This window comes from Gloeocapsa sp. DLM2.Bin57 (genome assembly GCA_007693955.1).
Classification (GTDB): Bacteria; Cyanobacteriota; Cyanobacteriia; order Cyanobacteriales; family Gloeocapsaceae; genus Gloeocapsa.
Genome location: RECR01000082.1, coordinates 1 through 23,628, shown reverse-complemented (window position 1 = coordinate 23,628; position 23,628 = coordinate 1). Strand labels below are relative to the sequence as shown.

General features: G+C 37.4%; 27 protein-coding genes and 1 tRNA gene. 15 read left to right on the top strand and 13 right to left on the bottom strand.

The genetic code is table 11. The features are described 5' to 3' along the window. Positions 1 to 160 precede the first annotated feature (160 nt). Both EA365_10825 and EA365_10820 read left to right on the top strand, forming a co-directional pair. On the top strand, positions 161 to 1,225 hold the full coding sequence (locus EA365_10825; protein ID TVQ44179.1) for a DUF559 domain-containing protein: 1,065 nt from the start codon (positions 161 to 163) through the stop codon (positions 1,223 to 1,225). A 48-nt stretch (positions 1,226 to 1,273) separates the two neighbouring features. Then, entirely contained in the window at positions 1,274 to 1,783 is a 510-nt protein-coding gene (locus EA365_10820) for a hypothetical protein (protein ID TVQ44178.1), read from the top strand. Positions 1,784 to 1,827: 44 nt separating this feature from the next. Here the strand turns inward: EA365_10820 and EA365_10815 are convergent, their stop codons facing one another. From EA365_10815 to EA365_10800, 4 genes are all read right to left on the bottom strand, one after another. Beyond that, positions 1,828 to 2,007, bottom strand: a complete 180-nt coding sequence (locus tag EA365_10815; protein ID TVQ44177.1) for a 50S ribosomal protein L32 — start codon at positions 2,005 to 2,007, stop codon at positions 1,828 to 1,830. 61 nt (positions 2,008 to 2,068) lie between these two features. Next, on the bottom strand, positions 2,069 to 2,239 hold the full coding sequence (locus EA365_10810; GenBank protein ID TVQ44176.1) for a YqaE/Pmp3 family membrane protein: 171 nt from the start codon (positions 2,237 to 2,239) through the stop codon (positions 2,069 to 2,071). 46 nt (positions 2,240 to 2,285) lie between these two features. Then, positions 2,286 to 2,978 carry a DUF1997 domain-containing protein gene (locus tag EA365_10805; protein ID TVQ44175.1) on the bottom strand — a complete coding sequence of 231 codons (693 nt, stop codon included), beginning with the start codon at positions 2,976 to 2,978 and terminating at the stop codon, positions 2,286 to 2,288. A 160-nt stretch (positions 2,979 to 3,138) separates the two neighbouring features. Next, complete coding sequence (locus tag EA365_10800; protein TVQ44174.1) at positions 3,139 to 3,528, bottom strand: DUF3119 family protein; 390 nt, start codon at positions 3,526 to 3,528, stop codon at positions 3,139 to 3,141. A 78-nt stretch (positions 3,529 to 3,606) separates the two neighbouring features. On the opposite strand from EA365_10800, the gene EA365_10795 reads away from it, so the two are divergent. From EA365_10795 to EA365_10785, 3 genes are all read left to right on the top strand, one after another. Further along, on the top strand, positions 3,607 to 3,906 hold the full coding sequence (locus tag EA365_10795) for a YtxH domain-containing protein (GenBank protein TVQ44173.1): 300 nt from the start codon (positions 3,607 to 3,609) through the stop codon (positions 3,904 to 3,906). After that, a complete protein-coding gene (locus EA365_10790; protein TVQ44172.1) occupies positions 3,906 to 4,277 on the top strand; it encodes a DUF948 domain-containing protein in 372 nt (123 codons plus the stop codon). Before EA365_10795 ends, EA365_10790 begins: the two co-directional genes overlap by 1 nt. A 107-nt stretch (positions 4,278 to 4,384) precedes the next feature. Next, the gene (locus EA365_10785) at positions 4,385 to 5,191 is read left to right on the top strand and encodes a TPM domain-containing protein (GenBank protein TVQ44171.1); all 807 of its coding nucleotides are present in this window, start codon (positions 4,385 to 4,387) and stop codon (positions 5,189 to 5,191) included. A gap of 121 nt (positions 5,192 to 5,312) precedes the next feature. Here the strand turns inward: EA365_10785 and EA365_10780 are convergent, their stop codons facing one another. Continuing rightward, complete coding sequence (locus EA365_10780; GenBank protein TVQ44170.1) at positions 5,313 to 7,238, bottom strand: cyclomaltodextrin glucanotransferase; 1,926 nt, start codon at positions 7,236 to 7,238, stop codon at positions 5,313 to 5,315. Between the two features lie 276 nt (positions 7,239 to 7,514). After that, on the bottom strand, positions 7,515 to 7,985 hold the full coding sequence (locus EA365_10775; protein TVQ44169.1) for a DUF4079 domain-containing protein: 471 nt from the start codon (positions 7,983 to 7,985) through the stop codon (positions 7,515 to 7,517). 99 nt (positions 7,986 to 8,084) lie between these two features. Here EA365_10775 and EA365_10770 point away from each other — a divergent pair. Beyond that, a tRNA-Met gene (locus EA365_10770) sits at positions 8,085 to 8,158 on the top strand. A 111-nt stretch (positions 8,159 to 8,269) separates the two neighbouring features. Here EA365_10770 and EA365_10765 read toward each other — a convergent pair. Next, complete coding sequence (locus EA365_10765) at positions 8,270 to 9,094, bottom strand: VCBS repeat-containing protein (GenBank protein TVQ44168.1); 825 nt, start codon at positions 9,092 to 9,094, stop codon at positions 8,270 to 8,272. A gap of 186 nt (positions 9,095 to 9,280) precedes the next feature. Here EA365_10765 and EA365_10760 point away from each other — a divergent pair, with 186 nt between their 5' ends. Further along, on the top strand, positions 9,281 to 10,252 hold the full coding sequence (locus EA365_10760) for a hypothetical protein (GenBank protein ID TVQ44167.1): 972 nt from the start codon (positions 9,281 to 9,283) through the stop codon (positions 10,250 to 10,252). Here the strand turns inward: EA365_10760 and EA365_10755 are convergent. Further along, entirely contained in the window at positions 10,249 to 12,243 is a 1,995-nt protein-coding gene (locus EA365_10755) for a GAF domain-containing protein (GenBank protein ID TVQ44166.1), read from the bottom strand. The genes EA365_10760 and EA365_10755 overlap by 4 nt on opposite strands. A gap of 71 nt (positions 12,244 to 12,314) precedes the next feature. On the opposite strand from EA365_10755, the gene EA365_10750 reads away from it, so the two are divergent. Then, complete coding sequence (locus tag EA365_10750; protein TVQ44165.1) at positions 12,315 to 13,229, top strand: SGNH/GDSL hydrolase family protein; 915 nt, start codon at positions 12,315 to 12,317, stop codon at positions 13,227 to 13,229. Positions 13,230 to 13,323: 94 nt separating this feature from the next. Here EA365_10750 and EA365_10745 read toward each other — a convergent pair whose 3' ends face one another. Together EA365_10745 and EA365_10740 are read right to left on the bottom strand one after the other, a co-directional pair. Continuing rightward, entirely contained in the window at positions 13,324 to 14,616 is a 1,293-nt protein-coding gene (locus EA365_10745; GenBank protein TVQ44164.1) for a sensor histidine kinase, read from the bottom strand. A gap of 104 nt (positions 14,617 to 14,720) precedes the next feature. Next, entirely contained in the window at positions 14,721 to 15,494 is a 774-nt protein-coding gene (locus tag EA365_10740) for an ABC transporter permease (GenBank protein ID TVQ44180.1), read from the bottom strand. Positions 15,495 to 15,552: 58 nt separating this feature from the next. Between EA365_10740 and EA365_10735 the strand changes: the two genes are divergently transcribed. Both EA365_10735 and EA365_10730 read left to right on the top strand, forming a co-directional pair. Next, positions 15,553 to 16,128, top strand: a complete 576-nt coding sequence (locus EA365_10735) for a thioredoxin family protein (GenBank protein ID TVQ44163.1) — start codon at positions 15,553 to 15,555, stop codon at positions 16,126 to 16,128. Positions 16,129 to 16,137: 9 nt separating this feature from the next. Then, on the top strand, positions 16,138 to 16,551 hold the full coding sequence (locus EA365_10730; protein TVQ44162.1) for a TerB family tellurite resistance protein: 414 nt from the start codon (positions 16,138 to 16,140) through the stop codon (positions 16,549 to 16,551). 74 nt (positions 16,552 to 16,625) lie between these two features. Here the strand turns inward: EA365_10730 and EA365_10725 are convergent, their stop codons facing one another. The 3 genes from EA365_10725 to sppA are packed head-to-tail and all read right to left on the bottom strand — an operon-like array spanning position 16,626 to position 18,741. Further along, positions 16,626 to 17,483, bottom strand: a complete 858-nt coding sequence (locus EA365_10725) for a prohibitin family protein (GenBank protein TVQ44161.1) — start codon at positions 17,481 to 17,483, stop codon at positions 16,626 to 16,628. Further along, the gene (gene aroH, locus EA365_10720; protein TVQ44160.1) at positions 17,480 to 17,884 is read right to left on the bottom strand and encodes a chorismate mutase; all 405 of its coding nucleotides are present in this window, start codon (positions 17,882 to 17,884) and stop codon (positions 17,480 to 17,482) included. The genes EA365_10725 and aroH overlap by 4 nt, the downstream gene beginning before the upstream one ends. A 56-nt stretch (positions 17,885 to 17,940) precedes the next feature. After that, on the bottom strand, positions 17,941 to 18,741 hold the full coding sequence (sppA, locus tag EA365_10715; GenBank protein ID TVQ44159.1) for a signal peptide peptidase SppA: 801 nt from the start codon (positions 18,739 to 18,741) through the stop codon (positions 17,941 to 17,943). 83 nt (positions 18,742 to 18,824) lie between these two features. On the opposite strand from sppA, the gene EA365_10710 reads away from it, so the two are divergent. The 5 genes from EA365_10710 to EA365_10690 form a co-directional block, all read left to right on the top strand. Next, positions 18,825 to 19,811 carry an EamA family transporter gene (locus tag EA365_10710; GenBank protein TVQ44158.1) on the top strand — a complete coding sequence of 329 codons (987 nt, stop codon included), beginning with the start codon at positions 18,825 to 18,827 and terminating at the stop codon, positions 19,809 to 19,811. 70 nt (positions 19,812 to 19,881) lie between these two features. After that, positions 19,882 to 20,760, top strand: coding sequence for a HEAT repeat domain-containing protein (locus tag EA365_10705; GenBank protein ID TVQ44157.1), 879 nt, complete (start codon positions 19,882 to 19,884; stop codon positions 20,758 to 20,760). Positions 20,761 to 20,767: 7 nt separating this feature from the next. After that, the gene (locus EA365_10700) at positions 20,768 to 21,829 is read left to right on the top strand and encodes a glycosyltransferase (protein TVQ44156.1); all 1,062 of its coding nucleotides are present in this window, start codon (positions 20,768 to 20,770) and stop codon (positions 21,827 to 21,829) included. Further along, the gene (locus tag EA365_10695) at positions 21,819 to 23,294 is read left to right on the top strand and encodes an FAD-dependent oxidoreductase (protein TVQ44155.1); all 1,476 of its coding nucleotides are present in this window, start codon (positions 21,819 to 21,821) and stop codon (positions 23,292 to 23,294) included. Before EA365_10700 ends, EA365_10695 begins: the two co-directional genes overlap by 11 nt. Before the next feature lie 144 nt (positions 23,295 to 23,438). Next, positions 23,439 to 23,628: DUF2887 domain-containing protein (locus EA365_10690; GenBank protein TVQ44154.1), on the top strand; the 190-nt coding region annotated here is incomplete at its 3' end.

Below are 23,628 nucleotides of genomic sequence, written 5' to 3'. Positions count from 1 at the left end.
TAATTAAAAAAGTGGGGATGGGCATCGCCTCACTCAAAAACGGTCAATCATCTCTTAAGGTGAAAGACAAGAAGCCTACAGCGTAATCTTTGATTCGGTGTAGGAGTATGTCACTTTGTATAATATCTTATATACATTCTTTGACCTTAAGATCTAAATTATGTCAAGTCATCCTCTTCTTAAATATATCAGAAAGGATTGTTATCCCTATTTAGCATTACCCCAAGAAATTTATTTACATTTACAAGGTCCTAAATTACCTGAGAAACCTTCTCTAGCACCTGAACCCAAAAAACCAGAAAAACCTACTCCTCCAGAACTTCCTAGTATTCCTACAAGAGTCATGGGTAAATTAAAGTCAGCGGTTTCAGCAGGAGCTGGATCTATTGTACTATTAGCTATTATTGCAGCCGAAGCTCCTTTCTTTCTTATTGCAGTAGGAACAGCTGGTGTTGGTCTTTTATTGAAGTTTCTTTACGATTCATTTACCTACGAAGAACGAATGAGAGATTATAGAGAAAATACTTTACCAAAATATAATCAAGAAAAACAAAAATATGATCACAAATTAAAAGAATGGAAAAATAAATGTCTTCAAATTGAACAAGAATACCAAAAAGAAAAAGAAAAAGCAACCCAAGAGTATGAAAGAAAAGTAGAAAAGTTAAAAAAACAATGGGAAAATGGACTATCTTTAATAATCAATTCTTACCCCTCTAATCTTGATGTAAATAGTCAAGCACGAGTAGGCAAACTAGATATGAGTTTACGTGATGCAATAGAGAACAAATTAAATAATTTAATAGATATTGAAGTAACCCTTATGCCCGATAATAAAGGTTTAAGCATACCTGGATATGATTACCCCTACACTCCTGATATTCCTCTTAAAGTTATCAGCAAAATAAATAACCAAGAATTGTTTATCGACATAGAAATTGATGAACCTTGGTTTATCAATAAATATCAAGAGAAAGAAACTTGCCATACATTAGGGGATAATAAACAGTTAAATAGAGATTCATTCTTTAATGATAATGGTTGGGTAGTTATTAGATTTTCAGAAAAGCAAGTTGATCAAGAAATTGATCAATGCGTCGATTTTATCTTTAATGTTTCACGCATGATATTTCAACCCAAACATAGGCTTTGTAATCAACCTCCCAAAGATCATCAACGTTGGAATAGTGATACAGCTTTAGATGAATCAAGACCAATAAAATGATAAAATTAGCTCAATTCTGAATTTTGAGTTACCTTGCTAACAAACCTTATGAATCTTACTCTACCCACAGATTTTAGCATCTACGCCCAATGGGCAGGAATATTAACCCTAGTCTGTTTAGGATTAACTATCATAGCAGCGATCGCCCGTTGGGGTATTCGCTTTCGTTTAGTGGGGATAACGGGATTTATGACCGTTTTAACTATTGGGTTATTTGGTTTGAGTCTCGGTTTATCTCCTCGTAGTTTTGTTGAAGGGTCTGTCCGCTATCAGCTGATCTATGATAATGGTGCAGATCAAGTAGTTGTAGCTGTTCCTAATACTGTTAACCCTACTGAAGTAGAAGCAACTCTACGTCAAGTCGCTGCTGATTTCTACTCTCCTGGTAGAATCGGTCTTAACAATCAAATGACGATTAGAGTGAGAACCATTATTCACCCTGAAACAGGATTATCTAAACCAGTCTATCTTGGTGAAGTGAATAGATCTTTACGTCAACGTAACGACGAAAATATGACTATAGCTGTCTTTAATCAAGAATTTAAACAATTGCTTTAAACAAAAAAACTACACCGTTAGGATAAAGTCGGTGTAGTTTCATTTTACTCGTTATCTTCGCTTTCTTCGTCATCCTGGGGATAAACAAAGCCTTTGGAACGTCCTGTTAATACTGATTTACCAAGAGATAGGGCTTTTTGCGCTTCTAAAGCTGCTTTGCGTTTCCAGTGGGCTTTACGCTGATCCCGTTTTGCTTTTGAGGTTTTCTTCTTAGGAACTGCCATTTTTAGATTTCAAACAACACAGACTATCCATTATATAAGGTTATAGTCAAAGTTGGCACTTTTAATTTGATTTTCTGGCAATCACCCAGATTCCATGAACCAATCCTGCAATATAGAGACCGACAATCGTCAATAGCAAATTAATCCAAAAGTCTTTACCTAACCCTACCTGCAAAAATACCCCCAAAGGTGGAAGCAAAATAGTACAGATAACTTTAATCACATCACTCATTAAGTTAACCTCTAATCAAATACCTTACTATTTTAATACTTTGTGATTAGGAGTTGATTTTTTCGAGATAACGACTACTTTTAGGAGGGATAGGTAAATTTAGGCGATCATGAAAATTTTTCTGAACTTTAAAGGTTAGACGTGGTGAAACCTGACGCACAATTTGACTGAGTAAGCGATCGCCTGTACTTTGAATTACAGACTCAGGAAGACGACTAATAAAACTAGGAAACCAAACCCCTACATTTAAATGTAAATTCCAATTAACTTGAGTCACCTCTGATGGTAAGGATTTTCTAACTTTTTCGGGATAATTATCAGTAATAGCACTAGAAACCTCTATTGGTATTTTATTTAATTCCATGCAAGCTTCATAACTAACGGTATAACCCAAGCTATTATTTTCAGGTAAATCTACAGAATACATCAGATATTGTTGTTTTGGATTGACTTCAAAAACCACACTCATTTTGGGTTCAACGGAATAGCCAAAAGAGCCAAAACGTCCGATAATCAGAGTATAACCATTATCCCCAAGAGCTTCCGCTTTCATAGGTTGAGCGCATTCAGGAAACCATTGCTCATGTTGATCTAGATATTGACTAACTATCTCAGGAGGATTGAACATCTCCATATAACCCTGAAAATCCGTTTTAAATATAAACGGCGCTTCACTATTTATATTTAAATCATAATCAGAAGAAGGATCATATTCATTAGATAAAGGATAAGATGTCATAAGCTTACAACTCAAGTTGATCTATATTGATTATTCCCATCTTTAGACTGATAATCACAATAGATTGTTACTTTAAAGGATTATATTAACATTTTGTTACCTATTGTGTGAGTGTAACAGGTTGAGAAACCACCTTTTTAGAGGTGGATAACTCAATCTTTTACTCTGAAAGTGGACAATATTTTTCTAGACAAGATTTCAGAGTCTGACTATCGAAAATAATCGGTAGGAAGTGAATACTGTTAACTTCGCGAAAATAAAATAAAATTGGTACAGGAGTCCAGAAAATACGCCAATTACTCCAATCTTGATAAGGAAATTGACGAATTTTTTGTTCTGAGCGATATACTTCTAATTGTGTAGGTGTAAAACTTAGTCTGATGGTGGCTGTTTGTAACATCAGAAATAAACCAAAGCTAGCGACAATAAAACCCAACCAGAGATTAAGTAAAGCTAAAACCAAACCCAAGCCAACAATGACTAGGGGTAAACGATAGCTAGGGGTTAGGGTGATACTTTGAGTTTGAGAGTTGGTAATCACGGCTAAAATTTTTTATCTTTGATTATAACAACAGCTTGAACAAGATATTAAGATTAAAATAAATTGGGATCAAGGAGAAATAATAAGATGACTCAGACAGATAAGCACAATAACTTGATAACAGGTTTAGTGATTGGTAGCGCGGTAGGCACGATCGCTGGTATATTCCTAGCTACTCGTCCGGGTAAAGATACTAAAGTCATTGTCAAAAAATCCCTACAAGCTTTACCAGAATTGACTGAGGATTTAGTAACCACCGCACAACGTCGGAGTAACCAATGGTCACGTTTAGCAACAAAACGTTTAAATAATTCTCTAACTCGTGTCCAAAAGGCGATCGCCGCGGGTCTAGAAGCGAGTAAATTAGAGGATAATTCGTTAAACTAGTGAGTGAACCTTTATTTTGGCTTGGTGCATCTCTTTTATTAGTTTCTGTGAGCTTAACTGCTGTTTTATTTACAGCTGTACCCGTGTTATTAGAATTATCCCGAACTGCTCGTAGTGCTGAAAAACTCTTAGACACTCTCAGGGAAGAGTTACCCCCTACCTTAGAAGCCCTCCGTCTGACTAGTTCAGAGGTTACCGAATTAACCGATGAGATCAATACTGGAGTCAAGACAGCCACTGAGGTAGCTAAACAAGTTGATCAGGGGATTAATAGCGCTAAATCAGGTACTCGTCGCTTCAGTAGAGGTCTCAAAGCAGCTTGGCAAGCTTGGCAAAATCCCGATAATGACGTGATTAGAGATAATCGCTAAAAAATTTTTGCTTATTTTTAGATCTTATTTTTGTTTCTTACCTTAAAATAAAGTAAATAAGTGTAAAGAAATTGAACAAATTGTTAATTTTTTCTCGTCAGAACATTATGAAACACCCTTTTAGTCAAAAAGTTTTAGGAATTATATTCGTCGCGTTAATAACTGTCATGGGTTGGACAATTGCCCCAGCTGCATGGGCTTTTGATAATCCCGAATTACTCCCTGAAACCCAAACCCCAATCATTGATTTAGCTAACTTCTTACCTACAAAACAAGAAGAGGCGATTATCAAGGATATTGAGAATTTTGAAGCCGAAACAGGTTGGAAACTAAGGGTACTAACTCAATACGATCGCACTCCAGGAAGAGCAGTCAAAAAATTCTGGGGTTTAGACGATCGCAGTGTCTTACTAGTAGCCGATGCTAGAGGTGGCAATTTATTAGCCTTTAACGTAGGAGATGAGGTATATCATTTCTTACCAAGAACTTTTTGGGTAGAATTACAAACTCGTTTTGGTAACCTTTATTTCGTTAGAGACAATGGGGAAAATAACGCAATCGCCCAATCTTTAGCTACAGTAGAAGGCTGTTTATTAAAAGGTGGTTGTCGAGTTGTTCCCGGGTTACCCCAAGAACAATGGATCTTAACCCTAATCACTTCTTGTGTAGGTGGAGTTATTTTAGGACTAGCAGTCACACCCCGTAAACCTAATCAGTTGGTTGCTTGGCAATGGGGTTTAATTATCTCTCCTTTGTGGGGTATTCTCTTTATCGCTTTTGGTATTGCTCCTGTGATTACTAGAACTACTGAATGGTTACCCTTATTCCGCAACATTCTTGGTTTTGTGTTAGGGGCTTTAGTTGCTTATTTAACCCCCGCTTTCAATCGTTCTAGCACACCAGAGGAAGTGTAATAGTAAGAAGGAAGAGAGGGGAGAGTGCGCGAAAAAATAATTAATTCTTAATTCTTAATTCGGAATAACACCTAAAACCTAAAACCTAACCCCTAATACCGTTCCACCTATTCATTGAATATTAACTAGCCCAGCGATCGCGCCATTTAACGATTCCTTCGCTAGCAACTAACCAACGCCTACAGACCAAATTTTCATAGAGAGGAGAAGTTCCCTTACGCAGTAGGGCATACTTATAAGTAATCAATTTACCCGCACTTTCGTTAAAGGGAATTTCTCCAAACCAAGTATTAGAGTTAATATATTCCAGTGGATAAGCTTTAGCGATATCCCAATTACCTAATTCTGGACAATCTCCAGTAACAATGATGGTTTCGCCTAATTGAGTTCTTACCCCGTTTAACTGTGCCCTAATAATGATTTGTCCATCTATTCTACCACCAGTATGACATAGAACCAAGGCTTGTTTAGACTTTAATTCCAGTTCAACTAATTTACCATCCACAACGGTATATTTAGCCCGAGAGATAATATCAGTATGTTCGCTGTCTGGTAATTCAGTATCTACCTCTTCAATAATCGTATCTTCGCCTCGATTTAAGGCTACAAATAAAACCGAGTCTCGATAACGACGCACATAACAATAAACATCATTAGTGATATATTTTTGCCATTGTCCCCCCATAGATACAGCGGGATTGAGACGACGTAACCCCGAAAGTAAGGAAATATCACGATAAATGGGGCTATTTTCATCCCAACTATCCATCATGGGACGATTATAGGGGTCATTGTTCCCATAGGGGTTATCATCAACGTTAGTATCGTTGTGGATATATTGTTCTGTACCATAATAGATACAGGGAATACCTCTACTAGTCATTAATAAGGTAATCGCTAAACGCAAAACTTCAGGATCTGGATTTAAACTTAAGAAACGGTGCATATCATGGTTACCGATAAAGGTAATTAACTCTGTTGCACCATCGTAAACATAATCTTGTCGTAAAATGTCTTGGACTAAATAAAAACCTTCAGGATCATAATTTCCCAAAGCTTTTCTAATCGCCATACATAAACCAAAATCCAGAATAGTCATTCCTGACTTGTTAGCGAATTCTACGGAACGTTCATCACTAGGATGACTATATATCCATTCACCAAAAATAAACACATCAGGTCTATGTGTGGTAATATCAGCGTTAAACTCTTGCCAAAACCAAATAGGCATATGTTTGACTGTATCCACTCTCAACGCATCTACACCGCGATCTAACCATTGTTTAATCGCTTCTTTGATATAACTACGATATTCCCAATTATTCTCGTTAAAAGTAGCTAAACCGCATAATTCGCAGTTTTGAACTTGCCATTCGTCTTCCCAATTGCTAATCTCTCCGTAGTGGTGATACCAGTTATGAGTATCGTTATGAAAATCTACTATCTTTTCTCCGTCGTCGTAGAGTTCTCCTTTTGTACCACTTAAATCAGGATTGCTATGATTGCAGACTACATCTAAGATTAACTTCATTTGGCGATCGTGAAGAGCCGTAATTAAGCGATCAAAAGCGGTATCTCGACTCTGTTGAGTTTGGTTTAAAGAGGGATTCTCGTCTTTACCAATAAAACGAGGGTTAATCCTTTTAAAATCTTTAGTCCAATAACCATGTATGGCAGCTTGTTCTACAAATAACTCTTCTACCTGTTCAAACAAAGGGGTTAACCAAATCGCTGTTACTCCCATTTTCTGGAGATAGTCTAATTTATCAATGATTCCTTGTAAATCTCCTCCCCAATATTTCCCCCAATCCTGTTGATCTGGATCGTATAATTCTGGATTTGGTCCATAGTTATTCTCGGGGTCACCGTCATAAAAGCGATCGACTACGATAAAATAAATAGTCTCTTGTCTAAATTCTATATCTCTGGTGTAGAGGAATTCTATATCTAAGTTATCTCTATCTGGTTCTCCTGGACTAGTAAGTTGATTAATTTGTTCATCAGCAACTGTCTGACTAACTTGGTAAGTTGGTTTATTCATAAGCATTTATCAGTCTTGAAGGGCTTACTCTACAGTATAGCCACTAAAAAAAGGTGCGAATGCCGCACCCTGGTTATATGAAAAGATAAAAGGCACTCCTAGAGTATGATATATAGCAGTACCCAGGAGTCAGGAGTCAGGAGTCAGGAGGGAAATGCGCCCCCTCCTATAGGTTTCCCGATTTGAGAATGTCCTAACTAATGTGAGTACTACTATATAGGAATAATAACACCTAATACCTAACTCAACAAGAGCGTTTTATTTTCCATTCGATATTAGTCTCTATAATTTGCTAATGATTTTTTGGACAATCTGCATTCCACTTACCGCTTGCCAACCAAATAAGCCCAAAAGAGATACATTTAGGGCAATATGAGTATAACGAGCAAAACTGTTACCTTTTTGCATAAAGGGTACTAAAGATGCAGATACCGCAATTATTCCTGTCATCCCTAAACCCACTAACAGATGAGAACCAAAGAAGAGTTTACCATTATTGATATAGGTTACCGCCATCCCCCCAATTGTCCCTAATACCATCATTCCTAGTAAAATTGAACCTACTTGATGATGTTTGTCATTGAATTTTTTCTTGATTAATTCTTTTCTAACTTCTGCTTCGGCTGTGCGAGTACGAATTATTTGTATCCCTGAATACAGAGCATATACCGATACACCTAATAAAATCCACATTAGGATAGGATGACCAAATTGTGACCATGTTTTTATCCCTTCGGGTATTTCCCAATTCATCTCTAACTCTCCTCTCAGATTAAAGTAAATCTCTTTACAAAACTTAATATAACCTAAACTTGCTTTTTTGGAAAATATAAGTTATAGTGGATAAGTCAACGCGGGATAGAGCAGTCTGGTAGCTCGTCGGGCTCATAACCCGAAGGTCGGTGGTTCAAATCCGCCTCCCGCCATTTTAACTTGCTAGGTTGCTTTTCAGGCTAGTTACCACGTTGTCAGACAATGGTGACAAGGAAGTATTTATCTAGGGCGCTTTTCATAGGCGCCCCTAAAATATCTATATATTACCGTTGTACGATTTGCCAATCAGTATTTTCGACAGTTTCAAAAGCAACTACGGCTGTACGTCGTAAATCACCATTATATAACCAAACTCCGTTGTTACCATTGGCGTTATTACGCCAGATTAAATCTTGGTTGCCATCACCGTTAAAATCACCAGTACCACGGATAGTCCAGTCAGGGTTCAATTCCTCATCTAGAGTAACTATTTCGCTTACCTCTTGTCCCGCTGCACCACCCATCAACCAAACACCGTTACTACCAGTATGGCGATTGCGCCAGATCAAATCGGGAACACCGTTATTATTCATATCAGCTACCGCTGTTAGTTGCCAATCAGGATTATCTTGTCCTGTAATAGCGACTTTAGCTCTAGTGGTGTAATCTTCGTTGAGATACCAAATACCATTAGCCCCAGTGCGATCGTTGCGCCAATATAAATCTGGCATCCCATCACCATCAGCATCTCCTACACCTCCAATATACCAATCGGTATTAGTTTCAGGCTCAAGGTTACGAATAGCTACACGTTCAACGCCTCTCATTAACCAGATACCATTAGCGCCTGTTTCATAGTTACGCCAGAGAAGATCTTCTGTTCCGTTACCGTTGAAATCAGCTACACCATTAATAGCCCAAGAGGGAGTTACTTCTGATTCAATACTAAGTTTAGCGCTCGCCTCAAAACTGCCACCTTCGGCGACGTCATTCATCAACCAGATCCCGTTATCTCCAGTACTAGCATTACGCCAAACTAAATCAGAGATACCGTCTAGATTAAAATCAGCTTTGACTAGTCCGTCTTCGTTAAAAACTTCTAATGCCATGTTTTTAAACCTTTTAAATGGTTGTCATAGTTATATTAGTGTATTTAATTCCCATTAGACCAAAAATCAATCATAAATTAATTATTGCTTACATTTTAGGTGTTAGCACATTAAGTATTAAATGTCAAGATATTGACAATAGTACTTTTCAGATATAATTATTCTACCTTTTAAAAACTTAACTATATGCTAAAATCTCCAACCATAACTAATAAATTAGTAGGCAAATATAATCAACTCATCTCTCAGCTTAAAAAAGGCAAAGATAAAGTAAGAAACTTTCTCAAAAATCTAGTTAAATTTAACTATCCCAAACCCAAAAGAGTTATCTATGAAAATATTGCTTATCTTGTCAAATTTCCTACTTATTTAGCAAGAAAGTATCTAGCTCAACAACTAAAAAATAAACAACTTATCGACAAAATAGAACCCCAAAAAGGCTATTTAGTTATCAATAACCTTGAGTTTCCACCTTTACAAAAGGCGCAAGAATATGCTCAAGAACGCTTAAAAAGTACCAAACTTCAAGACTTAATCGAAAAAGCCGCAGGAAAACACCAATATCTCTTAGCTTTACCGATTAAACAGGAGTTAACCTTAGATTCACCCTTATTACAGTTAGCTTTAAATCCAGATTTACTAAAGATTGTGACTGAATATATAGGCATTTTACCTATCTTAAATTCAGTGAATATTCTTTACTCCCCAAATCAAACCATTTTTGAACATAGTTCACAATATTTTCATCTAGATCCAGAAGGAGTTAGACAGGTTAAAATCTTTATTTATTTAGATGAGGTAACCGAAGATAGTGGACCATTTACCCTAATTTCTGCAGAACAATCTCAGAAGGTTTATCCTGTTTACCGAGGAGGAAGATTAACCGATGAATTTGTTAGTCAATTAGTACCACCGACAGAATTTACCCCCATAACAGGACCTAAGGGTACAATGATTTTAGTAGATACTTCTAGTTGTTTTCACTTTGGAAGCAGACCAGGAACAGAAGATAGACCAGCTATATTATTACAATACATATCGCCTTTTGCCATGATTTTTCCTTATTTTGGGTGGAAGCGTAAAACCCGATTATCTCATTTAGTGCAAAAAGACACACCAATTTTAGAAAGATATTTACTTGGTGCGTCTTGGTTTTAAATATTGCGGGTTTTGTGCTTTTTCTTGGGTTTACCCTGATGATCATTATTTAACTCAAAGATAGGAATAGTGAAATGGAATTGACTACCTTGATTTTTTCCCAAAGATTCAGCCCAAATTTTCCCACCCCAATTACTAACGATTTGACGACAGATAGCTAACCCTAAACCAGTTCCCCCTACACTGCGTCTGAGTGCGCCTTCTTCCTGGTAAAAGCGGTCAAAAACCTTATCTAAGCGATTGGGTTCGATTCCTCTACCTGTATCCGAGACGGTGACTTCGAGAGTTTCGGGGTTATAACGACTAACAGCGATGGTGACTTTACCTTCAGAAGTAGTAAACTTACAAGCGTTATCTAGGAGTTTGGCTAAAACTTCTACTAACCATTCTCCATCAACTTGGACTAAGGGTAAATCACAAGTTACTAGATTATTAATTTGGGGTAATCCTTGAGTGCGATAACGCGCGCGCAAATGACTAAGGGATAATTCTACGCATTCAGCTAGAGATAAAGGTTCAGGATTCCATTCTACCCTACCGCTTTCTAATTGGGAAAGAGTCAGAAAGTCTTGGACGAGTTTACGCATTCTTTCGGCGTCTTGTAAAGCGGTGTTTAACATGACTTGACGTAATTCAGGAGACATATCGGGTTCAGTTGCTAAACTCTCCAAACAGACTTGAATCGTAGATAGGGGGGTACGCAATTCATGTCCTGTAATCGCTACTAAATTGGAACGGGTGCGATCTAAAGCTTCTAATTGTTGGTTAAGATCTTCTAGATTAGCATAAGCTTCCGCTTGAATTAAAGCTACCGCGATTTGAGTGGCGATCGCGTTTACTAAAGCGATATCTTCTGGTTTCCAATTAGCTGGTGTCTCGTTACAGTGGTGTAATTCCATCATCCCGAGTAGTCTATCTTGATAGATGAGGGGAATCATTAACCAGGAAAATATCGAGCAACTTTGGACTAGATTTTTTAAGGGATTTTCTTGATCACCTTGAATACGTGGATCTGTGGTGGTATCTTCGATAGTTAGAACATCTCGTAAGGTTTTTACTTCTTGGAAGAGAGGATTATTACTCAAGGGCCAAGTTTTACCTTTAATAGAGACAATATCTTGGTTTTTGAACTCGTGATAGATTTTAGTTGAGGTATCATTTTCTTTGCAACGATAGACTACACAGCGACATACTCCCAATCCTTCCCCTAATTTTTGCACAGCTACTTGGAGGATTTCTTCAGGGTCTAGCGATCGCCTAATAGCGTCTATAATTAAGTTAAGTAGTCGTTCTTTTTTTTCTTTGTCTGCGAGAAAGCGATTAGCTTTGAGTAATTTATATTGACTTGCTTGCAGATAGGTTACCAAACGTTGTACAAAGGGATCTATCTCGGTTATTTCTGCATCTACTTGTGGAGGAGTTGTGCTTAAATCAAGATATTTTGCTTCTGCTTGGCTGACTTTTTTTGCCAATTCTGGTCTATAACCTAAAATACGTTTAAAGATGATTTTGGCTGCGGTTTGGGTTACCCTACGATCAAAAGTCCAGATACCCTCAAATCTTCTGCTATTATCTATAGCATTATCTAATTGTTGGGGTAAATTTTTCCTTTCTCGACAGATTAGACAACTTGAATATTGTTCAGCGATGATAACTAGATGCCATTCTTGGGCTAAACTATCTTCAGGAGTAAAAGCGATTTTCTCGTAGATATCGGAGCTACTGTTAAAACTGGTTTCAGGAGCAGCTAAAATATATACTTGGTCGCTGATTTGGGCTAAACGCTTATATCGATGTGCTTCTTGTTTATAGAAGCGTTCTCGCTGAAAACTAGCGATAATCAGAGGAGGGTAACTATCTCCACCACCTGCTAAAATCTGGTCTTCCATCGCGTGAGAAAGTGCGGTTAAGGAAGATTTAAAGTACATTTGCGTATGTAACTCTGGTAGAGTTTCTAATAACTCTGTTAAAACTGATGTTAGGATTTGCATCGATATTTGGTTTCGATTGTACCCTCAAAACGGCATAATGTTTTCTATTTTAGCTTAGCTGAGTTTTATTCATGAAGTTAATCTGGCTGGTTTTGCTGCTAATCTTGGGGTTAGAGTTGGGATTACGTCTATTTGTCGGTTTGGGAAACCCTTTACTATATATAGCTGATCAGGAGATAGGTTATTTACTCGCTCCTAATCAACGTGTGCGTCGTCGTGGTAACCTTATCGTTATCAATAATTCTTCCCAACGTAATGAAAATATTTCTCAACAGTTACCTGAATTAAGGATTTTACTTTTAGGGGATTCCATCGCTAATGGTGGTTGGTGGACTAGTCAAGATCGTACTATTTCGGCTTTATTAACCGCTAAACTTGAACAAGAATTAGGAGTGACGGTTGAGGTGCTTAATGCTTCTGCTAATTCCTGGGGACCTCGTAATCAGTTGGCTTATCTACAAAAATATGGTACTTTTGACTCACAGATAGTTATTCTGTTACTTAATACTGATGATTTTTTCGCGATCGCTCCTAATTCTTTTTTGGTTGGTAACAGTAAACATTACCCCAGTAAAAAACCTCTCTTAGGGATGGGGGAGTTATTAAATAACTTTATCCGCGAAGCTACTCTACCAGAAATGGTCACAGCTAACCAAGAAAAGGGCGATCGCGTTGGTTTTAATTTAACAGCAATTGCACAAATACACCAACTTAGTCAACAAAATCAGGCTCAACTCATTATAGGCTTGACTCCTCTACAAAGAGAATCCCTGTCTCAGAGTAAAGAACATGAAATTAAAGCGCGTCAAAGGTTAGACTCTCTAGTATCATCTTTAGAGATACCCTATCTTGATTTTCTTCCTCTTTTTCAACAGGTTAATTCTCCTGACTCCCTCTATTGGGATCATATTCATCTTAATAGTCGTGGTAATCAATTAGTTGTGGATAATTTAACTATTAAAGTGGTGGGAAGAATCAAGAATTAAGAATCAGGGAGAGGGGGAGAATGGGAGAATGGGAGTATGATATATAGCAATAACAACACCTACACCCTACACCCTACAACCTAATCCCTAATACCTAACTCCTCACTTTAGGTAGATAGAGGGTAAAACAACTTCCTTGATTTTCTACCGATTCTAGGGTTAAATCTCCTCCGTGCATTCTTGCTAACTTTAAAGATAATACTAAACCTAATCCCGTACCTTTTTGTTTACGATTATGTTGATTAGGTATTTGGACAAAAGGTTGAAAGAGTTTAGCTTGATTTTCTTGACTTATACCAATTCCCGTATCGATTACCGCGAAGAAGAAACCCTGATTATCTTGAGTGACACTGAGAGTTATTGACCCTGTTTCTGTATATTTAACCCCATTGGAGAGTAAATTAACCAAGATTTGTTTTAAACGCATAGGATCAGCGACGCAAAACCCTATTTCTGGAGCAATATCTAATACTAACTCTAATTGTTTATTAGTAGCTGCTGGTTGAATAATCGCTAGTGAAGCTTGACAAATTTCTTCTATTAAGATTCTTTCTGGGAATAATTCTTCTTTTTCTGCTTCAATTTTAGATAAATCCAAAAAGTCATTAGTTAGGGAGAGTAAATGTTCTCCAGATGAAATAATTGCTTGAATATATTCTAATTGTTTAGGGTTGAGAGAACCATAGATTTGTTCGTTTAACATTCTCGCTAATCCTAGAATAGCACTCAAGGGCTGACGACACTCATGAAAAGTATAATCAAGACCTCCTACTATTTTTTGATTAATCGTTTCTGCTTTGGTTTTTTCTACCTGGAGTAAGTGTTGTTGAATCGCTAGTAAACAGTGATTAGCTAGATTACGTAAGGAGTTTAACTCGGTTTTACACCATTGATTTTGGGGATAAGGATAAGCTAACACTATCTCCCCCCAATAACACTGATAATTTACTATAGGTATAATAATTACTGATTGCCAAGTCTGATTGTCAAAATCTTTAGCTAGAGAGATAATTTCTTGACGAGTAGATAAAAAGACGATTTGTTGAGATGCTAATAATTCTTGATAATGTTTAATTAAATCACGAATTTGAGTAATTATTGTCTCGCTTTCTCTTGATTCTAGACTTGACCGAAAAGCTGTTTTGACCTGATTAGCTGCTGATTCAGATAAAAAAATCAGACAATCATCTAGGTTAAGTTGTTCTTTGATTGCTATAGTTAAAGAATGTAATAAGCTATTCAAGTTAACATCATCTATCATCCCTGTGACTAGATGAGTCACAATTTTTTCATATTCTTTATTCATCCTAGGGTTTTTATGCTTAGAATGCTCTTGATTGTGATGTTCAGACAAATTGTTTGATTCATTTCTGGTTAAGTGTGGCATTCTGTTTAGATGTGAATATAGTTTTCTTAACAATGTTTCATTACTTATTAATTTGTATTATTTTGCTAAATTATACTATGATATTTTAGTTTTGTAAACACTACTTAGAATTGTCGTTTTGAGAAAATCAGCATCGCAAAGACTAAGAGAAAGATAGTGTAACAAATTGCATAGATAACATTAGCCAAGAGTTCAGGAGGCGATGGTAAAATGTTATATACTGCTTCATTTTTCAGGTTTAAGCGAGATAAATCAGGTAAAAATAAGTAGATAAACTTAGTCAAACGTTCTAAAGTAGCATTATCACTTAATTTTCCTAAAGCGAGGATATCACGGCTAATTTGTCCCATCAGATAAACACCAAGACTTAATAAAGTGGCTAAAATAGAACTAGTAAACACCCCAAAAGCGATCGCTACAGCGGTTAACAGAGAGAGTTGTAAACACAAGAACCCTAAAGAAACCAGAATACTGGGTAAAGGATGGGGAATTTGTGCCCAATTAAGCAGAATTAGGTAAACTAGAGTCATTGCAGCCACTAAAACCCATAAAACCGCCGATAAACCCAAATGTTTCCCTAGGATAAATTCTACCCGACTAATGGGTTTAGCAATCAGTACTAGGATGGTGCGTTTTTCGATTTCCTTATTAATTAGATTAGTGCCAATAAAAACCGCTACAATAACGGTTAACGCTTCAATAGCAGCTAAACCCAAATCAACAAAGATTTTTTTATCAGTACCAACGGAGATTTCAGGAAGTAAACGTAAAGCAATAACCAAAACTAAGGAGAAAAACCCCACAAAGTAGAAAATGCGATCGCGGATAACTTCTCGAAAACCATTAGCAGCGATTGACCAAATTCTCATTAAACTCATTTTTTGTCCCCCTATACCAATATAATAAATTGTGAGAGCATTTCTAAATAGAGTTAATATGGCACTCACACCCTCTTCAATGTTACCCTTGGGAACGAAAGCACCTGATTTTACCCTGGTTGATGTGGTTTCACAAACAACTATTAATCTGAGTAATTATACTTCCCCAAAAGGGTTACTAATCATTTTTTTATGTTGTCATTGTCCTTTTGTCAAGCACGTAGAAACAGAGATAGCTAGACTCAGTCAAGACTATCAAGGACAAGGTATCGGCATTATTGCTATTAGTGTCAATGATATCACTAAATATCCCGATGATGCACCTGATAAATTAAAAAATATGGCGCAAAGGCTAGGTTTTAACTTTGCTGTCTGTTATGATGAAAGTCAAACCGTTGCTAAAGCTTATCAAGCAGCTTGTACACCTGATTTTTTCTTATTTAATGCAGCTAAAGAGTTAGTCTATCGTGGTCAATTAGATGATAGTCGTCCTGGTAATAATTTACCAGTCACTGGTAAGGATTTACGCGCAGCTATAGACGCATTAATCACGGGTAAACCCATTAATCCAGAACAAAAACCGAGTATCGGTTGTAATATCAAGTGGAAACCAGGAAATGAACCGAATTATTAAGGAGAAATAATGAGCGTAGATAATAAGAAGAAACAACTATTTAAACTGTTATTTGCAGCAGCTTGGTTAGACGGAAAAATCCATCAGAATGAGAGAGAGTATCTCCATCGAATGGTGAGAGAAAATGCTCTAGCTGAGGATGAAGACATCAAACTGTTGTTAACAGAAATGAAACCCATTCAGTCAGAGCAATGTTATCAGTGGTTAGAGGAATATCTTGGCAAAAATCCTAGTGAACAAGATTATCAAGAGTTATTGGAATCTCTGAGTGGAATCATTTACGTAGATAATGACATCGCGGTTCAAGAGTCGCAATTTTTGACTTATTTACAAACCCTAGAAGCGAATAAATCAATCTTTAATCAAGTGCTCAGAAGTATTCAAAAACTTTATCTAAAAGCGATGGCTTACGCGGAGAAATAGGAAGTAGGGAGAGGGGGAGTATAATATATAGGAATAATAAACCCTAAAACCTACACCCTACACCCTACTTAATATTATTTAGTTGAAGTATTTTGTTGTAATTCTTCTTCTAGATTCAAGAGAAAAGGTACACTGTTTTTAGAATCCCCAATCACTAAAACTTTAGGTACTAAAGCACCACCTTGACGCCAAGCTTCGATCGCTTCTTTTTGCAATACTAGTTGACCACCTTGTGCTTTGAGGGTTTCTGCTAGTAATCTTTGAGCTTCGGCTCTACCTTTGGCGCGGTTAATATCTGCTTGTGCTTCTTGTTCAGCTTCTTTAGCTATATAGACTGCGCGTTGGGCTTTTTGTTCGGCGATTTGTTTATCTTCAACAGCTTTAGCGAACTCGGGAGAGAAGTTGAGGTCAACTACACTAGTATCTAAAACGATGATGCCATATTTTTGCAAGCGTTGATCGAGAGCTGTATCAAAATCTTGTTTTAACTCACTTCTTTTAGTGATCGCTTCTTCTACTGTACGCACAGCTGCAGCGATTTTAAAAGATTCTTGAGTTTGGGGGGCGATAATTTTAGCGACGATATTTTCTAAAGTACCTTGTGTTCTCCTAATAGTTACTATCTCAAGAGGATCGAGACGAAAGTTAATTGCAAAACGCGCGGATAAGTCTTGTAAATCTTTAGTGGCACTTTGTGCGGGTACTTCAAACTTTTGCACGGTGACGTCATAGACATCTACTACGGAAATCAAAGGGGGTTTAAAGTGGATTCCTTCGAGTAAAACGCCATCTCTAGCTTTACCTAGGATACTCAAGACTCCCGCTTGTCCTGGGTTAATAATGACAAAAGAATTAAAAGCGATTAAGACAGCTAAAGCAGCGATAATACCACCTGCTAAAGATTGCCAACTCGGTTGAGATTGACGACTCATGATAAATTAATCTCCTGATTAAAGTGTATTGGTAAACTCAGATCTGGTCTGAGGTTTTTAGCGTTACGTAAATAAACGTGGTTGATTTCTAGGTGAGGATTAGTTACATTGACATAGATTAAAACGCGAATACAACGCTCTAAACTATCTTGTACGTGCATTTGTTGTAAGTCTAATAAGGGGACTTGACTCCAGTAGGGACGTTCTCTGGCGATCGCCGCAGGGAAGATAGCGTCTAAATCCCGTGTAGCTGTAAAAATTACGCTAACAATATCTAGACTGACAATTTGATTACAAGATTCGATAGTATCGAGCAATTCTAATACCCCTTCTCGAATTGCTGTAATGCTGTTATCAGGAACGGTTGTCGCTCCCCGAATTGCCAGTACTTTTGCTACCACGATCGATAATCTCCCTATTACTAATCCTAATTTTTTCTAGATTGATCAAAGCACAATTAGGGTCGATATAACCACAAGGGTTGACCATTAGTTGCGACTTCAAAAGCTAAATAATTCATGGTGACATTAGCAAAGGGTAAAAAACGTTTTAACAGAGGTTTAGACTCCTCAATATTGTAACAGTCGGTTTTCTCGGGATTGAGTCCTACTAAAGTCGCCGCAAACCGTCTAGCATCAGCTTCTGTACCTAGGCGATCGACAACACCGAGATTTAAAGCTTGTTGTCCTGTGAAAATTCGTCCATCGGCAAAACTTTTGACGGTTTCTAGAGCTAGTTTACGCTCTTTAGCTACAGTTTCTACGAATTGCAGATAACTAGTATCGATTAATTCTTGTAAGATCGCTTCTTCAGCTTCAGTTAATTGGCGATCAAAAGAGAGAATATCTTTATAGGGTCCTGATTTAATTACTTTAAAAGATACCCCAATTTTATCTAAGAGACCTTCGAGATTATTCCCCCGCAGAATTACCCCAATGCTTCCTGTAATTGTACCTGGATTAGCAAAAATATGCTCAGCACCCATACCAATATAAACCCCACCAGAAGCAGCGATATTGCCAAAACTAGCGACTATTTTTACCTTTTCTTGTAACTCTTTGAGTGCTTGATAAATTTCTTGAGAATCACCTACTGTACCCCCAGGAGAATCAATTCGTAACAACAGAGCAGGGAATTTTCTCGCTTTAATCATCTCGATCGCCTTGAGTACTTGTTCACGAGTTTCCCCGGCGATCGCCCCTGTTATTTCCAGACGTGCAATTTGTTTACTAGCTTTTTTTCTAAATGGCCAAATCATTAACAACTATTACTCTTAACAAAACTATACAATTAAATAGATAAGCAAAAACTACTAAATAAACAAGATAACACATTCAGCCCATGGAAATAAACCAGAAAACATCCCCATTAGTACTTATTTCGCCCTTTTTCTTTTGGGGTACAGCGATGGTAGCGATGAAAGGAACTATTGAGCAGACAACCCCCTTATTTATGGCTAGTGTACGTTTGCTACCCGCGGGTTTATTAATTTTAGCCGTTGCTTATTGGCAACAACGACCTCAACCTAAAAGCCAAAAAGCCTGGTTATGGATCACTTTTTTTGCTATAGTAGATGGAGCGATGTTCCAAGGATTTCTTAGTCAGGGACTACTCAGAACAGGAGCAGGGTTGGGATCAGTGATGATTGATTCTCAACCCCTAGCAGTGGCTTTACTCTCTAGTTGGTTGTTTGGGGAAATTATCGGAGGATTAGGGTTTTTAGGTTTAGCGATCGGTATTGCAGGGATTAGTTTAATTGGCTTACCCGAAAGTTTGATTACTAATCTAGCTCAATTTAATTTCTCTGAATTATCAGGATTAGGAACAGAATTATTTAGTGGGGGAGAGTGGCTAATGTTATTAGCTGCACTCTCTATGGCTGTAGGAACTGTGACTATTCCCTTTGTTTGTCGTTATGCTGATCCTATCATGGCAACTGGTTGGCACATGATTATTGGTGGAATGCTATTATTTTTACTCAGTCTTTCCTTAGAAACCAACCAATGGCAATATCTCAATGTTTCGGATTGGCTGGCATTAAGTTATGCTACAGTGTTTGGGAGTGCTTTATCTTATGGGGTATTTTTCTATTTAGCAGCTGCGGGTAATCTTACCAGTTTAAGTTCTCTAACCTTTTTAACTCCTATATTTGCTCTAGCTTTTGGTAACTTATTCTTAGCAGAAGTACTAACACCTTTACAATGGTTAGGAGTTTCTTTAACCTTAGTAAGTATCTATGTGATTAATCAGCGAGAAAAACTAACCCAAAAGTTGTCTATATTTAATCAGGGTTTCACTAGAAAAGTATCCCGCAGATATGAGAATTAAGTAATCAGTTGAGTTATTATGAGCAAATATAATCAGCAGAACCTTTCATATTAACGATCATTATTTAACTATGCTCCATCGTTTGTCCCTAATTCTCGCTATTTTACTAACTTATTTTGGTCCTGGTTACCATTCCCCTAATAACCGACTATTACCAATGAGTGTTGCTGTTGCTCAAGAAAACCCTCAACTAGACAACCAAGACAACAACTCCCAACCCAATAACTTTGGTATTACCTTATCGGGAGGAAGAATCAGTTTACCCTGGTGGATGCTATTGGGTTTTTTGCTAATTAGTATCATGTTATTATTGCTAATTTGGATTGTTTTACCAGAAAAGAATCCTCCAGAACAACAATTATCTACTAGTGGGAATCAACCTTTAGCTAATAATGATACCTCTAAAGCTCAACTTCCACCCATAGAAAATACAGATAGTGCGCTACTACCAGTACAACCTTTTCCCCGAGAAAATTCAGATGTAACAATTGGATTAATCGAACAATTACAGGAAGTAGATCCAGCTAAACGACGTAGAGCTATTTGGGAATTAGCACGTACAGCAGACTCTAGAGCGATTAAACCTCTAGTTGATTTAATGTTAGATTGTAGTTCCTATGAACGAACCTTAATTTTAGAAGCCTTATCAGAAGTAAGTGCTAAAACCCTCAGACCAATGAATCACGCTTTAGTTGTATCTTTACAAGATGAAAATGCTCAAGTCCGTAAAAATGCTATTCGTGATTTAACCAAATTATATGAGTTGCTCAATCAAATTCGTCCTGTAATTTATCATGCTCTAGATGATCATGACCCAGAAGTGAGAGAAGTAGCCAAATGGGCTTTAAGTCAAGTTAATCCTACTATGTCAATCCCTATGGAAAATCCACCCCCTAACCCTCCTCCTCTGGATTCTCAATTTAAATCTTCTGATTCTCTTAATTTATAATAAATTTATGTTAAAGTTACTATTTCTTTCTACTCCAGTTGGTCCTCTCGGTTCGGGATTAGGGGGAGGAGTAGAATTAACCCTCTACAATTTAGCAGCGGAAATGCAAAGAAGAGGACACCAAGTGGTGGTAGTTGCTCCTACTGCATCAAAGTTAACAGATATTAAGATAATAGAAATAAGTGGTAAGTTACAAATTCCCGCTCAAACTCAAAGTCGTGATGTGAGTATCTCTCTACCCCAAGACTCGGTTTTAGCTAATATCTGGGAATATGCCTATACTGTCCAACCAGATTATGATTTATTGGTTAATTTTGCCTTTGATTGGTTACCTTTCTATTTGACTGAGTTCTTTAGTACTGCGATCGCTCATTTTATCAGTATGGGCTCTCTATCAGATGCTTTAGATGTGGTCATGAATCGAGTCGCTAAAGCTTATCCTGAAACTATTGGGGTATATACTCGTACACAGGCGGAAACTTTTCCTTTTGCTGATGCTTGTCAAATATTAGGAAGTGCTATTGATCTATCTCTCTATGATTTTTGTCCACAACCTGAACATTATCTGGCTTGGGTAGGTAGAATCGCACCAGAAAAGGGTTTAGAAGATGCTGTCTCAGCTTCAGTAATAACGGGAATACCCCTAAAAATTTGGGGGAAAATTCAAGACCAAGATTATTGGGAACAAATTAAGAGAGATTATCCAAATGCTGCTCTAGAATATTGTGGTTTTTTATCTACTCTAGAACTACAAGCTCAATTAGGACGCTGTCAAGCTTTATTAATGACTCCACGTTGGGTAGAAGCTTTTGGTAATGTCGCTATTGAAGCCTTAGCTTGTGGCGTACCTGTGATTAGTTATGCTCGCGGTGGTCCGACAGAAATTATTCGTCATGGGGAAACAGGTTTTTTAGTCACCCCTGATAGCGTCACCGGTTTAGTCGAAGCTATCTCCGGTTTAGCGCAAATAGATAGAAAACGTTGTCGTCAACAAGCAGAGACAGAATATTCTCTCCCGGCTTTAGGCGATCGCTTTGAAAATTGGTTTGAGAAAATACATGGAAAATAATCAAAAAATTGTCATAGTAGGTGCAGGTTGGTCAGGTTTAGGTGCTACCTATCATTTAGCAAAACAAGGTTATGATGTTACTCTCTTAGAAGCTGCACCCTATCCAGGTGGATTAGTAGCAGGATGGAAAACCCAAGAGGGAAAAGACTTAGAAGCTGGTATTCACGGTTTTTGGTATCCCTATGGCAATATCTTTAATTTAGTCGATGAATTGGATTTAAAGCCATTTACTCCCTTTACTAAATCCTCTCAATATTCACCCGCGGGTTTAGAGGTACAATCCCCCATTTTCCAAGATTTACCCAGACTTCCTAGCCCTTTGGGTACTTTTTGTTACACACAATTCTATCGTTTACCCCTAAGCGATCGCTTATCTTGTTTACCCTTACTCTACGCAGTCATTGATTTTGACAATAGTCCAACAGCTTGGCAAAAATATGACAAAATGACAGCAAGAGAGTTATTTAAACAATTTGGCGTCTCAGAAAGATTATATAAAGAAGCCTTTGAACCTATGTTATTAGTAGGTTTGTTCGCACCAGGAGAGCAATGTAGTGCTGCTGCTACCCTAGGTATGCTCTACTACTTTATTTTAGCCCATCAAGCCGATTTTGATGTAGTTTGGTGTCGTGGAACTGTGGGAGAAAAGATTTTTAATCCTTGGGTAGATAAGATTAAGAGTCTAGGTGGTAAGGTTTTAACCAATAAACGTGTCAGTGATTTAATTATCAATCAACAAGGAGAAGTAACAGGGGTTGTCTCGGGTACAGAAGTTTTTACAGCTGATAGTGTAATTTTAGCTTTGAGTATCAGTGGTCTTAAAAAAATTGTCGCTCAAAGTGATAATTTAACTAAATATCCAGATTTTTGTAATTTAAATAATTTAGGATCTATCGATGTCTTAGCAACACGTCTCTGGTTTGATAGAAAGATAAATGTTCCTTTACCTTCTAATGCTTGTTTTGGTTTTGATTTGACTACGGGTTGGACATTTTTTGACCTGAATAACCTACATGATGCTTATCGAGATGAGGTAGGTAGTGTCATCGAGGTAGATTTCTATCACGCTAATCAACTCCTACCGATGAAGGATGAAGAGATAATCAAAAAAGTCCAACAAGATTTAACTATTTGTGTACCCGCTTTTGCTGAAGCTAAAATAGTCGATTATGGAGTAGTTAGAGTTCCTCAAGGAGTAACACATTTTGCTCCAGGTAGTTATCAATATCTGCTCAAAAGTACCTGTAGTATTCCCAATCTCTATTTAGCGGGAGACTGGATTATCAATTCTCATGGTTCATGGTCACAAGAAAAAGCCTATGTAACTGGTTTAGAAGCAGCTAACTTAATAATTGAGAGATATCAACAAGGACAACCTGCTCAGATTATACCAGTTGAACCCGACGAACCCCATATTCAAATTGCCCGTAATCTTAATCGTGGTTGGCAATCTTTGTTAAAGTAAGGCCAGATAGAGGTAAATAGGGTCAAAAATCCATGCTAAGCTTAAGGTTTGAACAATTACAGCCAAAATTACGCGATCGCTTAAAACCTTAGAATTACCCTTAGAAACCGTGATTACAGAAGCCAGAAAATACCAAAACAGAGAGTGAAAACTGATACTATCTTCTACCGACTCTTTCAAAGTTTCCCTGAGTTTTTCTTTGAATTAATCAACTCCTCTGAGGAAACAGCTAACCTTTATCAATTCTCTTCGGTAGAAGTAAAACAACTGGCTTTTCGGATTGATGGTGTCTTTCTCCCGAATCAAGAGAATCAACCAATTTACTTTCTAGAGG

Coding starts and splice junctions, on each gene's coding strand:
- EA365_10825 (TVQ44179.1), top strand. CDS start 161: ATGTCAAGTCATCCTCTTCTTAAATATATCAGAAAGGATTGTTATCCC.
- EA365_10820 (TVQ44178.1), top strand. CDS start 1,274: ATGAATCTTACTCTACCCACAGATTTTAGCATCTACGCCCAATGGGCA.
- EA365_10815 (TVQ44177.1), bottom strand. CDS start 2,007: ATGGCAGTTCCTAAGAAGAAAACCTCAAAAGCAAAACGGGATCAGCGT.
- EA365_10810 (TVQ44176.1), bottom strand. CDS start 2,239: ATGAGTGATGTGATTAAAGTTATCTGTACTATTTTGCTTCCACCTTTG.
- EA365_10805 (TVQ44175.1), bottom strand. CDS start 2,978: ATGACATCTTATCCTTTATCTAATGAATATGATCCTTCTTCTGATTAT.
- EA365_10795 (TVQ44173.1), top strand. CDS start 3,607: ATGACTCAGACAGATAAGCACAATAACTTGATAACAGGTTTAGTGATT.
- EA365_10785 (TVQ44171.1), top strand. CDS start 4,385: ATGAAACACCCTTTTAGTCAAAAAGTTTTAGGAATTATATTCGTCGCG.
- EA365_10780 (TVQ44170.1), bottom strand. CDS start 7,238: ATGCTTATGAATAAACCAACTTACCAAGTTAGTCAGACAGTTGCTGAT.
- EA365_10775 (TVQ44169.1), bottom strand. CDS start 7,985: ATGAATTGGGAAATACCCGAAGGGATAAAAACATGGTCACAATTTGGT.
- EA365_10765 (TVQ44168.1), bottom strand. CDS start 9,094: ATGGCATTAGAAGTTTTTAACGAAGACGGACTAGTCAAAGCTGATTTT.
- EA365_10760 (TVQ44167.1), top strand. CDS start 9,281: ATGCTAAAATCTCCAACCATAACTAATAAATTAGTAGGCAAATATAAT.
- EA365_10755 (TVQ44166.1), bottom strand. CDS start 12,243: ATGCAAATCCTAACATCAGTTTTAACAGAGTTATTAGAAACTCTACCA.
- EA365_10750 (TVQ44165.1), top strand. CDS start 12,315: ATGAAGTTAATCTGGCTGGTTTTGCTGCTAATCTTGGGGTTAGAGTTG.
- EA365_10745 (TVQ44164.1), bottom strand. CDS start 14,616: ATGCCACACTTAACCAGAAATGAATCAAACAATTTGTCTGAACATCAC.
- EA365_10740 (TVQ44180.1), bottom strand. CDS start 15,494: ATGAGTTTAATGAGAATTTGGTCAATCGCTGCTAATGGTTTTCGAGAA.
- EA365_10735 (TVQ44163.1), top strand. CDS start 15,553: ATGGCACTCACACCCTCTTCAATGTTACCCTTGGGAACGAAAGCACCT.
- EA365_10730 (TVQ44162.1), top strand. CDS start 16,138: ATGAGCGTAGATAATAAGAAGAAACAACTATTTAAACTGTTATTTGCA.
- EA365_10725 (TVQ44161.1), bottom strand. CDS start 17,483: ATGAGTCGTCAATCTCAACCGAGTTGGCAATCTTTAGCAGGTGGTATT.
- sppA (TVQ44159.1), bottom strand. CDS start 18,741: ATGATTTGGCCATTTAGAAAAAAAGCTAGTAAACAAATTGCACGTCTG.
- EA365_10710 (TVQ44158.1), top strand. CDS start 18,825: ATGGAAATAAACCAGAAAACATCCCCATTAGTACTTATTTCGCCCTTT.
- EA365_10705 (TVQ44157.1), top strand. CDS start 19,882: ATGCTCCATCGTTTGTCCCTAATTCTCGCTATTTTACTAACTTATTTT.
- EA365_10700 (TVQ44156.1), top strand. CDS start 20,768: ATGTTAAAGTTACTATTTCTTTCTACTCCAGTTGGTCCTCTCGGTTCG.
- EA365_10695 (TVQ44155.1), top strand. CDS start 21,819: ATGGAAAATAATCAAAAAATTGTCATAGTAGGTGCAGGTTGGTCAGGT.